This is a genomic window from Alicyclobacillus pomorum DSM 14955 (genome assembly GCF_000472905.1).
Classification (GTDB): Bacteria; Bacillota; Bacilli; order Alicyclobacillales; family Alicyclobacillaceae; genus Alicyclobacillus_A; species Alicyclobacillus_A pomorum.
This window is the reverse complement of sequence record NZ_AXAR01000004.1, coordinates 14676-27158: the sequence shown is the minus strand read 5'-3', so window position 1 is coordinate 27158 and position 12483 is coordinate 14676. Positions and strand designations below refer to the sequence as shown.

13 protein-coding genes are annotated in these 12483 nt (G+C 55.3%); 12 read left to right on the top strand and 1 reads right to left on the bottom strand.

Going from position 1 to position 12483, the window contains the following annotated elements:
• The first annotated feature begins 2 nt into the window (after positions 1–2).
• The 5 genes from recG (at position 3) to YWK_RS18445 (ending at position 6066) form a co-directional block, all read left to right on the top strand.
• A complete protein-coding gene (gene recG, locus YWK_RS0105195) occupies positions 3–2039 on the top strand; it encodes an ATP-dependent DNA helicase RecG (protein ID WP_026963967.1) in 2037 nt (678 codons plus the stop codon).
• A 66-nt stretch (positions 2040–2105) separates the two neighbouring features.
• Positions 2106–2963 (top strand): archaetidylserine decarboxylase, encoded by an 858-nt coding sequence (asd, locus tag YWK_RS0105190; RefSeq protein ID WP_035466147.1) that lies wholly within the window; start codon positions 2106–2108, stop codon positions 2961–2963.
• A gap of 280 nt (positions 2964–3243) precedes the next feature.
• Complete coding sequence (locus tag YWK_RS0105180; RefSeq protein WP_026963965.1) at positions 3244–4392, top strand: NAD-dependent epimerase/dehydratase family protein; 1149 nt, start codon at positions 3244–3246, stop codon at positions 4390–4392.
• Positions 4393–4401: 9 nt separating this feature from the next.
• Positions 4402–5559, top strand: a complete 1158-nt coding sequence (locus YWK_RS0105175; protein WP_026963964.1) for a glycosyltransferase family 4 protein — start codon at positions 4402–4404, stop codon at positions 5557–5559.
• 36 nt (positions 5560–5595) lie between these two features.
• Entirely contained in the window at positions 5596–6066 is a 471-nt protein-coding gene (locus YWK_RS18445) for a GtrA family protein (protein ID WP_245578514.1), read from the top strand.
• Positions 6067–6082: 16 nt separating this feature from the next.
• Here the strand turns inward: YWK_RS18445 and YWK_RS0105165 are convergent, their stop codons facing one another.
• Positions 6083–7480, bottom strand: coding sequence for an Asp-tRNA(Asn)/Glu-tRNA(Gln) amidotransferase GatCAB subunit A (locus YWK_RS0105165; protein WP_026963963.1), 1398 nt, complete (start codon positions 7478–7480; stop codon positions 6083–6085).
• A gap of 428 nt (positions 7481–7908) precedes the next feature.
• Here YWK_RS0105165 and rsmD point away from each other — a divergent pair, with 428 nt between their 5' ends.
• The 7 genes from rsmD to plsX all read left to right on the top strand — a co-directional run bounded on the left by rsmD (position 7909) and on the right by plsX (position 12475).
• Positions 7909–8484, top strand: a complete 576-nt coding sequence (gene rsmD, locus YWK_RS0105160; RefSeq protein WP_026963962.1) for a 16S rRNA (guanine(966)-N(2))-methyltransferase RsmD — start codon at positions 7909–7911, stop codon at positions 8482–8484.
• Positions 8481–8966: a pantetheine-phosphate adenylyltransferase gene (gene coaD, locus YWK_RS0105155; protein WP_026963961.1), complete on the top strand. Its 486-nt coding sequence runs from the start codon at positions 8481–8483 to the stop codon at positions 8964–8966. The genes rsmD and coaD overlap by 4 nt, the downstream gene beginning before the upstream one ends.
• Before the next feature lie 114 nt (positions 8967–9080).
• The gene (locus tag YWK_RS0105150; protein ID WP_026963960.1) at positions 9081–9869 is read left to right on the top strand and encodes a patatin-like phospholipase family protein; all 789 of its coding nucleotides are present in this window, start codon (positions 9081–9083) and stop codon (positions 9867–9869) included.
• 88 nt (positions 9870–9957) lie between these two features.
• Positions 9958–10464 carry a YceD family protein gene (locus YWK_RS0105145; protein ID WP_035466146.1) on the top strand — a complete coding sequence of 169 codons (507 nt, stop codon included), beginning with the start codon at positions 9958–9960 and terminating at the stop codon, positions 10462–10464.
• A gap of 36 nt (positions 10465–10500) precedes the next feature.
• On the top strand, positions 10501–10677 hold the full coding sequence (gene rpmF, locus YWK_RS21370) for a 50S ribosomal protein L32 (RefSeq protein ID WP_084453496.1): 177 nt from the start codon (positions 10501–10503) through the stop codon (positions 10675–10677).
• A 213-nt stretch (positions 10678–10890) separates the two neighbouring features.
• Entirely contained in the window at positions 10891–11493 is a 603-nt protein-coding gene (gene fapR, locus YWK_RS0105140) for a transcription factor FapR (protein WP_026963958.1), read from the top strand.
• Positions 11477–12475: a phosphate acyltransferase PlsX gene (gene plsX / locus YWK_RS0105135; protein ID WP_026963957.1), complete on the top strand. Its 999-nt coding sequence runs from the start codon at positions 11477–11479 to the stop codon at positions 12473–12475. The genes fapR and plsX overlap by 17 nt, the downstream gene beginning before the upstream one ends.
• Positions 12476–12483: the final 8 nt, after the last annotated feature.

Sequence of the window (12483 nt, the reverse complement as noted above, 5' to 3'; positions counted from 1 at the left end):
CAATGCTCCGTTCTCTCCCCGTAACTCATATTCCAGGTGTTGGGCAGGCCAAGCAAAAATGCTTAGCCGCATTGGGCATTCATAATGTCTACGACCTTCTACACTATTTCCCACGAAAGTACGAGGATAGGAGACCCCGCCCGTTGGAGTCGTTCTCAACGGAGCGGGTCACCGTGCGCGGTGTGATTGAAGGAGCTGCCCGCATTCGTTGGCACGGCCGTAAATCCGTGTGCTCAGCGTGGCTTAGGGTGGATTACAGACATCGGGTCACTGCGATTTGGTTTAACCAACACTACCTCAAACCCAAACTGGTAGACGGACGCGTGGTTGTCGTTACAGGGCGTTACAATGCAAAGAAGCACACGCTGGTCGTTTCTCATACAGATTTTGGCGGTGTCGAACCGGATAGCGGGTACATGCCTGTCTATTCAAGCACCAAGGACTTCTCGTCTACGCAGATCCAGGCCGTGATTGACAAAGCGCTGCAGACGTACGCAGGACAACTCGAGGAAGTGCTTCCGCAGGAGCTCGTCCGCAAGTACCGCCTTGTGTCTCATCAAGAAGCGGTATATAAGATGCACAAACCGGAGACCGACGAAGATCTGCGACAAGCGCACCGAAGGTTAGCCTTTGAGGAATTCTTCCTATTTCAATTGCAGTTGCAATGGTTTCGTGCCCAACGGCAGCAGAAAACCCAAGGTGTAGGTCGAGTGCTGCCACAAGACGCCTTTCCGATGTATCGAGATTCGTTGCCACATCCGCTGACCAGAGGACAGGAGGCAGCGTGTCGGGCCATCGCGGCCGACCTCACCCGAGACACACCCATGCAGCGCTTGATCCAGGGCGACGTTGGTTCCGGAAAGACGTGGGTTGCGTTTTGGGCCGCGTACGCCGTCTTTCGTTGCGGCGAGCAAAGTGCGCTCATGGCGCCGACGGAAATTCTTGCGGAACAACATTATTCGGAAGCCACGCGGCGATTGGTCCCCCTTGGGATGACTGTTCGTTTGCTGACAGGAAGCACGCCGGCGAAGGAGCGTGCGGAGATTTTGAAGGAGCTCCAGAGCGGTGAAGTCCATCTCGTGATTGGCACACATGCGTTACTGACCGAAGACGTGGTGTTTTCTTCGCTTGGACTGGTCATGACCGACGAACAGCATCGCTTTGGGGTATCGCAGCGCTCGATTCTTCGGCAAAAGGGACGAACGCCGGACGTTCTGTTCCTGTCTGCCACGCCGATACCGCGCACTTTGGCTTTGGCGATTTATGGAGATCTGGACGTGACGGCCATCCGGGAATTGCCGTCTGGGCGCAAGCCCATACGTACCACTTGGCTCCGGATGTCCGAAGAAGAGACGGCCATTCGGTTTGCGCGGCGCGAGCTCGCTGCTGGACGACAAGTGTACGTGGTGGCGCCGTTGGTGGAGGAATCAGAGCGCGTGACCGACGTGTTGTCTGCTACGGAATTGGAAGCCCGATTAAAGGACCGATTCGCCGGGCACACAGTAGGCCTACTGCACGGGAAAATGAGTGCTCGAGAAAAAGATGAGGTGATGCGTGGGTTTGCGGCGGGTGATATCCAGGTCCTGGTCAGTACGACGGTGATTGAAGTGGGCATCCACGTTCCCAATGCGACGGTCATGATGATTTACCACGCAGAGCGGTTCGGATTGGCTCAGTTGCACCAATTGCGCGGTCGAGTGGGCCGTGGGGAACACGCCAGCTATTGTATACTGTTGTCAGATGCGACGTCGGAGTATGCTGTGCAACGCATGCAGACGATGGTGGCTACGCAGGATGGCTTCGTCATCGCGGAAAAAGACTTGGAACTGCGCGGTCCGGGAGAGTTTTTAGGAGTGCGGCAAAGTGGCTTGCCGGAGTTTACTGTCGGTGATTTAGTGAAGGACTTTCGCATCATGGAAGTGGCTCGTGATGAAGCGGTAGCCCTCATTCAGAACCCGGACTTTTGGCTGTTGCCGGCGTATCAAGCGTTGAAAGCCGCCGTGCAGCGGATTCCGTATGATTCGTACTACAAAGATTAGTGCTAGGCATCGTTCAACCGGTGGTCCGTCAAAGGCATTTGCCGTAGCAGGAGTAGGAGTGTAGCAATGAAGTCCTTGTTGGGTAAAGTGACACTCAAGGTATTGCCGAAGCGAGCTCTTACGGCAATCGTAGGAAGTGCAGCAAGACAGCCGTGGAGCAGACACCTCATTCCTTGGTACATTCGTCACTACCAGATAGATTGCACAGATTCAGAACGCGCGCCGGGCGAGTACCAGTGCCTGGTGGATTTTTTTGCGCGGGGTTTGCGTGCCGGTGCTCGACCGGTGTCCGCCAGTGGAGCGGTATCCCCGGTAGACGGAACCGTGAGCGAAATGGGAATGATGGATCGGGGTACGCTGCTACAGGCGAAAGGTGACAAGTATTCCCTCGAGTCTTTGGTGGGTGGAGAGGACTTGGCGGCCGAGTTTCGCGGCGGGCACTACGTAACTATCTATTTGAGTCCTCGCGATTATCACCGGATTCATGCGCCTTTGTCCGGGACTGTGACGTTCTGGCGGTACATTCCTGGTACGTTGTACCCTGTCAACGCGTCCGGAGTCCGCAATATCAGAGGCTTGTTTACGAGAAATGAGCGCCTTATCACGAAATTGGAGACGTCGCTTGGCAATGTGGCCGTGGTGAAGGTGGGGGCTACCATCGTCGGCAGCATCCGGACACCATACGGGCCCTCATATGAACCGCCGTTTCGCCGACGGAGGTTGAATATGATGAGCGGCACGGTGTGTGTTCCAGTGCACAGAGGACGGGAACTCGGGCGATTTGAATTCGGATCCACGGTGATATTGCTGTTCCAGCCGGGCATGGTAGAATCCGTTCATGTGCGAACGGGAGATGTGGTGCGCATGGGCCAAAAGATTGCGGAGGTACGGGAAGACACAGGCGACGGATGCGGTGAAGGATAAGGTTCCGACACCTCGGGCACACTGGTCTCGAGGTGGTTCGTATGAAACCCATTCGGAGCGCCCTTTACGTATGTCGGAAGGGATTACGCTGGTACTGGAAGTGGACGTGTTACGCCGGAGAATGTTACGGCGATTTCCACGGACCATGGTGATCTGCAGGGTGATTGTTCACCCTGCTTTTTTTGTGTGATGCGCCCAACTTGCTCCGCAGCGTCAAAACTTGTACAGTGAGAGGGAGTAAAAGTGTTTTGATATGACTTCCGACGAGGTGACCATGGGGATGAAGATTATAATCGCCGGAGGAGACGGTTTTTGCGGCTGGCCGACTGCTCTACACTTTTCTGCGAAAGGCCATGAGGTGGCCATCGCCGACAGTTTGATTCGTAGAAAGTGGGACGAAGAACTCGGCACGCAGTCTCTTACGCCTATCCTGTCTCTTGAGGAGCGCGTAGCGGCGTGGAAAGAAATATCTGGACGAGAGATTCAAACATTCGTCGGCGACTTGATGGACTACGAGTTCGTTGAACATGTGTTTCGGACTTTTCAGCCGGATGCCATCGTGCACTACGCGGAGCAGCGCTCAGCGCCGTACTCGATGATTGACCGTGAACACGCGGTGTTCACACAGGTCAACAACGTGGTTGGCACGCTCAACGTACTGTACGCCATCAAGGAAATTGCGCCCGAATGTCACTTAATTAAATTGGGAACAATGGGTGAATACGGAACGCCGAACATCGACATTGAGGAAGGGTATATTCGAATTCAGCACAAGGGTCGCGAAGATGTGTTGCCCTATCCGAAGCAACCCTTTTCGTTCTACCACTTATCCAAAGTGCACGACAGTCACAACATCATGTTTGCATGCAAGTCGTGGGGCCTGCGGGCAACGGATTTGAACCAGGGCGTCGTGTACGGATTATGGACGGAGGAGACAAAGCGGGATCCGCGGTTACATAACCGCATTGACTACGACGGTGTGTTTGGTACCGCTTTAAACCGCTTTTGTATCCAGGCGGCGGTCGGCCATGACTTGACTGTCTACGGTAAAGGTGGACAAACGCGCGCGTTTCTCGACATTCGAGATACGGTGCAATGTGTGGAGTTGGCAGCGCTGCATCCTGCGGACTTTGGTGAGTTTCGCGTGTTCAACCAGTTCACAGAGCAGTTTTCCGTTCTTGAATTGGCAGAGCGGGTTACCAAAGTTGCGGCGGAGATGGGGTTGCGGGCAAACATCACACACTTGCCAAATCCCCGCGTCGAAAAAGAGGAACACTATTACAATGCGGTGCATACCAAACTGCTAGATCTGGGTCTCAAGCCACACTTGTTGTCTGACCAGTTGATCCGTGATTTGATTGAAACGGCAATACGCTACAAAGATCGGGTCGACTTCGGAGTGATTGCACCAAACGCGAGCTGGAGGTAGGCCTGGCGTATGCGGATTGCAATGTTTACGGAAACGTTTCTTCCGGGGACAGACGGAATCGTTACGAGATTGTGCGCGACATTGAAACACTTACACGCTGCTGGACACGAGGTGTTGTTGTTCGCCCCGGAAGGCGGTCCGGAAACGTACGAGTCCGCAAGGGTCGTTGGATTGCCTTCGTTTTCCTTTTTTCTCTACCCGGAAAAGAAGTTTGCGTTTCCACGGAGGAAGATTGGACGGGCGCTCAAGGCGTTCGATCCGGACCTGATTCACGTGGTGAATCCGGCATTCCTGGGACTGGGCGGAATCTACTACGCGAAGCGCTTCCACCTTCCCTTGGTGGCTTCGTATCACACAAATGTACCTACGTACGCGCGCCACTACGGAATGTCATGGTTGGAGCCGGCCTTGTGGTGGTATTTTCGTACGCTCCATAATTTTGCAGACGTCAATCTCTGTACCTCGAAGGCGATGCTGCAAGAGTTGGAGGTACATCGCTTCCGCAACCTGGGATTATGGGAGCGCGGCGTTGACGTGGAACGATACGCCAATGCCAAGCGCTCGGAGGAAATGCGGCACAGATTGTGCGGCGGCGACAGTACCAACAAGAAGATCTTACTGTACGTCGGGAGGCTGGCGCCCGAAAAAGGTATTGAACGCCTCCGACCTTGCTTGGACCAGTTTCCGGACGTATGCTTGGCCATCGTGGGCGACGGTCCGCACAGGGCGCAGTTAGAGCGTGTCTTTCAAGGCACACAGACGGTGTTCACAGGGTATTTGCATGGTGCCGAACTGGCCGAAGCGTACGCTTCGGCCGACGGTTTCGTGTTTCCGTCCACCACCGAGACGCTCGGCTTGGTGTTGTTTGAGGCCATGGCTTCACATTTACCCGTGATGGCGGCGGACAGTTTGCCGACGCGGGAAGTTTTGGAGGATGGAGATGCAGGCGTCATCTTCAATCCGGAACAAACGGAGGACATGTGTCGCGCCATCCAACTGCTTCTGTACGACGCGTCCGTCCGGGAGCGGGTGCGCCGCCGTGCAGACGAATTGGTGCGCGGTGTGGATTGGGCGGCCCCGACGCAGCAACTGCTGAACCACTATGAGCAACTTTTGTCACGGCGGGTCCCTTTGGCCTCCGAGGTGGTACGGCAGAGCCGCTCCTAGTTGACCTTCGTACACTGCAGCAAGGAGGCCGTCCGCGTGCCGTCTAATTTGACTCGGCTTCAAGAATGGCCGCGCGCTTCATGGAAACGGTATGTAAAGTTTCTGGTGGTCGGCGGCATGAATGCTGTCGTCGACCTTTTTGTGCTCAATGTCCTACTTTTCTTGAGCACACCGAAGACCGCGTTAGAACTGACCCTTTGCAATTCCATCGCGGTTGCCTGTGCCATTGCAAACAGTTACCTGTGGAATCGCCGATGGACGTTTAAGGATGCCACGGACGGCAGTCTGCGCCAACGATGCTTGTTTTTGTTGCAGGCGCTCGTGAATATTGCCATAAACGACGCTGTCGTCATTCTGTTCACGCGGGAACTCGACAGCATGAACTTTGCGTCGCCGGTGGTAGAGAGCAACGTGGCGAAAGCAGCTGCGATGCTGGTTTCCTCGAGTGTAAGTTACTGGTTCATGTCGGTCCTCGTGTTTCGACTGAGACCTGCACGGCCCCGCTGATGCTATCTCTCCTGCATCAGCGGAATTCGGGGGCCAGCGTCGTACTACCGAGAACGGTTTCAACCCAAGCCGCCACTTGAAGCAACTTGGCGTCTGCGTACATGGGCCCAACCAGTTGGAGGCCGACAGGTAAACCGTCCGGCGATGTGCCGCACGGGAGCGAGAGGGCAGGCAGGCCGCTCAGGTTCCAAGGGTTGGTGTACCGTGTAAGATGGGCTCGCACGTTGACCTCCACCGTCTTGACATGTGCCTTCCACTGGCCGATGCCTGTAGCGGGCAGGCCGGTGGTCGGTGTCACAACCGCGTCCACATTGGCAAACACCGTTTTCAACGCACTGCGGAAACGGGAGCGAAAGTCTGCAGCCGCGACGTATTGGCTGCCGCCAATGGAACGTGCGGCGTCGAGCCGACGTCGGACGTCGTCTCCGTATTCATCCTTCCTGGTTGCGAGCAGTTCTTCATGAACTGCCAGCGCTTCGCTGCCAATCACCACGTTTTGCATCTCTGGTGCATCGCTCATCATGGGAATCTCCACTTCCCGCAATTCAACACCTGACGATTGCAGTTGCTGTAACGCGGCGTGCACCGTCTGCAGCACAGACGGATGGCACCGGTCAAAAAAGAAATTCGCAGGTATGCCGAGGCGAATGGGACGTTGTAGAGGTGCCCCTTTGTACGACCGTACCGGAAGCCGGACTGTGGAAGGATCTCGCACATCCGGGCCAGCCATGACGGATAACAGAAGCGCTGCGTCCGCAACCGATTTAGTCATTGGCCCCACATGATCCAATGACGGGGCGAGTGGAAAGACGCCCGCCTTACTCACCAGACCGTAGGAGGGCTTCAATCCCACGTGTCCACAGAGCGCCGCTGGAATGCGAATGCTGCCGCCCGTGTCTGTGCCGAGTGCAGCGGTGCACAGTCCAGCCGATAGAGCCACCGACGATCCTCCGCTGGATCCGCCGGCTATCTTGTTTTTGTTCCAGGGGTTGCGAGCGTTTCCGTAATGCGGGTTTTCCGTCGTTGTGCCGTACGCGTACTCGTGCAAGTTCGTTTTGCCGACGACGATGGCGCCCGCCTGCTCCAATCGCTGGACGACAGTCGCGGACACGTCGGGAACGTGGTTGGTAAAATGTCTCCCGCCATACGTTGTTCGGATACCGGCTGTATCAATCAGGTCTTTCACGGCCACCAGAGCGCCGGCTAAGGGGCCTACAGGCACTTCGCGCGCCCGTTTGTCATCCAGCATACGCGCTTTATCCACGACGTCCTCGGCCACTGTAATGTACGCGTGAAGGCCGGGGTTGTATTTTTCAATCCGCTGCAAATACCATGTCGCCAGTTCCACGTAGGACAACTGCCCTCGATTCAAGGCGTTTTGTGTTTCTGTCAGGGTCCAAAGGTGTGGATTCATGCTGCATGATTCCTTTCTGCATCTATCAAAGTATTACGAATAAACAAAAGGCGTGTCTTCCAGTGCCGTTGAGCCGATTATACTACGCTGGGTGCGAGTTCGGATCTACCTGGCAGACATTTTAGGAGAACATGCATCCGGGTGTTTTCGCATGACGCAGAAAACCCACGCCCGGGTACGCGTGGGTTCTGCCGTTCGCGCTGCGCGCGAACGATTTCTGGGAGAGGAGAAACCGGAGGGAAGCGCTTATGGGGAACGTAAGGCTTCTCCCGCGGTTGCCTACAACAGCTCTCGCCGTTGTTATCCATAGTTTTGCCAACTTTTCACGTACTATACTTGTTGGTGAAGATTTTTGTCGGACGATTTGCACTGTGTTACAGTGAAGCGGAACATTTGTGTGGGTGTTTGGTATGGAGTGATGCAGAGCGATGCGCGTGATTTCTGGAGAGTGGAAAGGGTTGACGTTGGTTGCGCCGAAGGGGCAGGTGGCGAGGCCGACCACGGACAGAGTGAAGGAGTCCATGTTCAATTTGCTAGGCTGGAACTGGACTGGAGGGGTCGCGGTGGATCTCTTCGCCGGGTCTGGTGCACTCGGCATCGAAGCGTTGAGCCGCGGTGCTGAGTCAGCCATCTTTGCGGACATTCACCCAGCAAGTCTGGCGGCGCTGAGGGAAAATCTCACCCGTTGTAAAGCTGGGCATCGTGCAAAGGTGTACCGCGCCGACTGGGAAGACGCATGGAACAAGATTTGTGCCGCGGGCCTGGATGTCGGTTGGGTGTTTGTGGATCCTCCGTACAGCAAGAACCTGTGGGTTCCCGTGCTGACTTCGATTTCTCGGTGTTCTGTACATCCACGGTTTGGGGTGGTATGTGAACACCCGAAGGACGTGCTCCTGCCGAGTCAGGTGGGGGATTTAGAAGTGGCGAAGAGCAAAGTATACGGAGACATTGCTGTCACGATGTACCGCAGCTACGGCGGTGTAGACATGGGGGATGATTTGTGAAACTTGCAGTGTATCCTGGAAGTTTTGATCCATTTACCAACGGCCACTTGGAAGTCGTCGAAACAGCGGCGAAACTGTTCGACAAGGTGGTTGTGGCGATTTTAGTGAATCCTGACAAACGCCCGCTTTTTTCAACAGATGAGCGGCTGTCCTTGATTGCTGCAGCCACTCATCATATACAGAATGTAACCGTAGACCACTTTGAAGGGTTGTTGGTGGACTACGTTCGGAAAGTGGGTGCCCGTGTGATTGTACGAGGGCTGCGTGAGCCAGCTGACTATGAAAATGAGGTGAAGTTGGCGCACATGAATCGAAGTCTGGAGCCATCTGCAATTACGGTGTTCCTGCCGACCCATCCAGGTCTGTCGTATGTGAGTTCGTCTCTGGTGAAACAAGTCGCATCGTACGGCGGGAATGTCGAGCCATACGTGCCAACGGTGATTGCCAAGGCGTTGCGGCAGAAGTATCAAAAACCTGAGTAACCACCTGTATCGCGGCACCGTCGCATTTGACCAATGGAGCATGACAGCGGACGTGCTGCATCCGACGAAGCAGGCGTGTGGCAAGTCGCATCACTGGAACGAGGTGATGAACGCATGGCCGGGAAAACACTGGGTTTGGCCCTGGGGTCTGGAGCTGCAAAGGGATTTGCGCACGTTGGCGTGCTGAAAGCTCTGGATGAATACGGGGTGCGCCCAAAGGTGATTACGGGGTCGAGCATGGGAAGTTTGATTGGGGCATTCTACGTGACGGGGATGCAACCGCGCTTCATGGAGCGACTGGCCTGTTCCCTCAGTTGGCGCCATTGGCTAGATCTGACGGTGCCAAAAATCGGGCTCATTTCCGGTGAAAAGATCCACCAGATGGTAGCGCTTTTGACGCGTCGGCTGCAGTTTCACGAATTACCGGTCAAGTTTGGCGTTGTGACCACAGAACTGACACAGCGTCGGGCGGTTCTACTGACGTCCGGGAACATCGCGGATGCCGTTCGCGCGAGCATCTCGATTCCGGGAGTCTTCGTTCCGTACGTCACCGACCAGGGGGTGTTTGTGGACGGCGGTGTGTTGGAACGGGTTCCTGTTCAAGCCTGTCGCAGTCTAGGTGCAGATATCGTGATTGCAGTGGATGTCGCGGCGGCGCAAAGAGCCACCGTGCCTGAAACCATCATGGACGTGATTATGCAATCCATTGATCTGATGCAACATCAATTGGTTGAACCTCGGATCCAGGGGGCGGACGTGCGCATTGAACCGGACGTGTCAGACATTGGAACGTCCCAGTTCAATCGAGCGCAGGAAGCCATCACCGCTGGGTACAAAGCGGCCATCGCGGTGATGGATGACATCTTGGCTGCGGCTCAGCAATGCGAGTCTGAACCGGTGTAGGGCATCGCGCGAGATGCCAAGTCATTTTCATTGACACCATTGGACGATAGAAGGTATACTCAACTTTGTTGCCGATAGGGTGGTATTCATGAATATTAGCTTCCGGAGTGTTCAAAAGGCCGGCACGGGTCTAGATGTGCACGACTCGGTGTACCTGCCTCGCTTGGCAGAGGAAAACAAACAGGTTCGCGACATCAGTCCAGTAGAGGTAGCGGTCCATGCGGCAGGGTCTGAGCACCAATGTCGCGTACATGGGGCACTCCGCGCCACGGTCACGTATCAATGTTCTCGCTGTCTGGAAGATGCTTCAGAAACGCTCGACGTCCCCTTTGATGAGTCGTTTACGAATCTGGAGTCGAAGGAAAGCGAGGACATTCATCTCGTCGCTGACGACGAAATTGTACTGGATCCGTACATCGAAGAAACCATCATTTTGGCGTTAGAGTATTGTCCGGTCTGTGCCGAAGATTGCAAAGGCTTGTGCCCGGTTTGCGGCTGCAATCGGAACCGCCAACAGTGTGCGTGCAACACGCGGCGGGTAGATCCGCGGCTCGCGGCGTTACAGGACTTGCTTTCATCGGACGAATCACAGTAAGATGTTAACCGGCAGTCTGTAAAGGGGGTGTCGTCAGTGGCAGTACCGCAACATAGAACGTCTAAAACCCGCAAACGCTTGCGTCGGACGCACTTCAAGTTGGAGTTGCCGGGCATGGTTCAATGCCCGCAGTGCGGCGAATACAAGTTGGCTCATCATGCTTGCAAGAACTGTGGTTCTTACAAGGGACGTCAGGTATTGAATGTGAAGTAAGGAACGTAAAAGCCGGTCGTGGATACCGGCTTTTTTTTCTTGGGCTCCAGACCGGAACGGTCACGCACGGGGAGCATGAAGTACATAGAGTGAATGTTTAGACTGACAAGGGTGGGCGCGACGTGGTCAAGTTTTGCTTGCAGACCGACGTGATTTTCACATACAATTTAGTAGCAGGTCATATTATCTGGTTATAACTGCACGAAAAGAGGGATGGCGCTGAATAAGTTTGAACGAAGGAAAGCTCTCAAACTGTACGTTCAGGAGAATCCCTTTGCCACGGACGACCAGTTAGCGGAGCGTTTCGGCGTCAGCGTGGCGACGATTCGCCTGGACCGAACAGCGCTGAACATCCCGGAGGCAAGGGAGCGCATCCGACAGGTTGCCACGAAACACCACGATGCCATTCGCGCCCTCGAGCAGAATGAAGTGGTCGGTGACATCGTGGAATTGAAGTTGAATCGCTACGCCGTGTCGGAGTTCAAAGCGACGGCTGCACACGTATTTTCGAGAACCAAAATTGTTCGCGGACATCACTTGTTTGCCCAAGTGAACTCCCTCGCGACCGCCGTGATGGACGCCGATGTGGCAGTGACGGCGAAAACCGAACTGCGTTTTTATCGAGTAGCTTACCTTGGAGAGACGCTGAGGTCCCGCGTGGATGTGGTGGCAGTGAGAGGGCCTGTCGCCAAGTGTCGGGTGGAGACCACGTCCGAAGCCGGGAAAGTTCTCGACGGCGTGATTTGGGTTGTCACCGAGCCGTCGGGAGTATATGAGTTTTCGTCGAAGGAGTGGAAGGATGAAAATCGTCGTTGACGCCATGGGCGGTGACTACGCACCTGAGGCTCCCGTCAGTGGTGCCATCGAGTTCGCAAGACAACGTCCAGACGTGGAACTATTGCTGATTGGAGACGAGTCACGCATTCGCCAGGTCGGTCACTTGCCATCCAATATAGAAGTGATTCACACCGAATCGGTGGTAGAGGCCGGCGATGAACCGGTACGCGCTGTGCGGCGCAAGCCGAATTCGTCCCTGGTGATGGCGGCGCAGATGGTCAAAGATGGAAAGGCAGATGCCATGATTTCCGCAGGTAATACCGGAGCGCTGGTGGCGAGCGGACTGTTGGTTGTCGGGCGACTACAAGGGATTGACCGACCTGCTCTGGCTCCGGTGTTGCCTACGTTTGACGGAAAAGGCGTGATGCTGCTGGACGCAGGTGCGACGATGGATGCAGACAGCAAGCACCTGCTTCAATTTGCGGCCATGGGCAACGCCTACTCCAAGTACGTCCTCGGCATCGACAAGCCGCGGATTGGTTTGTTAAACGTCGGTTCGGAAGAAGGAAAAGGCAATGCCGTCGTCAAAGAAACGTACTCGTTGCTGAAAACGGCCGATTTGAACTTTACGGGGAACGTCGAGGCGCGCGAATTGATGAACGGCGTTGTCGATGTGGTCGTTTGTGACGGCTTCGTGGGCAACGTCGTGCTCAAGCTGGTGGAAGGTGTCGGCGCGGGCGTTTTCGGAGCACTCAAGGAAGCGTTCCTGCAAAACTGGTGGACCAAGTTGATGGCCGCTGGGCTCGCGCCTTCGTTGAAGTCGTTTCGACGTCGATTCGACTACGCCGAGTACGGTGGAGCACCGTTTCTTGGGGTGGCCGGCGGATGTTTTAAAGCGCATGGCAGTAGTAACGCACGTGCTTGGTACGTCACCTGTACTCAAGCGGCGCGGTTTGTGGAAAACGACGTCCTACACCACATCGACAGTACCTTGGACATGGACCAAGTTCGCGGCCAGTAAAGGGAGGA

What these genes read in the sequence shown, in the direction of transcription:
- recG (WP_026963967.1), top strand. Translation starts at nt 3, where the DNA reads ATGCTCCGTTCTCTCCCCGTAACTCATATTCCAGGTGTTGGGCAGGCC.
- asd (WP_035466147.1), top strand. Translation starts at nt 2,106, where the DNA reads ATGAAGTCCTTGTTGGGTAAAGTGACACTCAAGGTATTGCCGAAGCGA.
- YWK_RS0105180 (WP_026963965.1), top strand. Translation starts at nt 3,244, where the DNA reads ATGAAGATTATAATCGCCGGAGGAGACGGTTTTTGCGGCTGGCCGACT.
- YWK_RS0105175 (WP_026963964.1), top strand. Translation starts at nt 4,402, where the DNA reads ATGCGGATTGCAATGTTTACGGAAACGTTTCTTCCGGGGACAGACGGA.
- YWK_RS0105165 (WP_026963963.1), bottom strand. Translation starts at nt 7,480, where the DNA reads ATGAATCCACACCTTTGGACCCTGACAGAAACACAAAACGCCTTGAAT.
- rsmD (WP_026963962.1), top strand. Translation starts at nt 7,909, where the DNA reads ATGCGCGTGATTTCTGGAGAGTGGAAAGGGTTGACGTTGGTTGCGCCG.
- YWK_RS0105150 (WP_026963960.1), top strand. Translation starts at nt 9,081, where the DNA reads ATGGCCGGGAAAACACTGGGTTTGGCCCTGGGGTCTGGAGCTGCAAAG.
- YWK_RS0105145 (WP_035466146.1), top strand. Translation starts at nt 9,958, where the DNA reads ATGAATATTAGCTTCCGGAGTGTTCAAAAGGCCGGCACGGGTCTAGAT.
- fapR (WP_026963958.1), top strand. Translation starts at nt 10,891, where the DNA reads ATGGCGCTGAATAAGTTTGAACGAAGGAAAGCTCTCAAACTGTACGTT.
- plsX (WP_026963957.1), top strand. Translation starts at nt 11,477, where the DNA reads ATGAAAATCGTCGTTGACGCCATGGGCGGTGACTACGCACCTGAGGCT.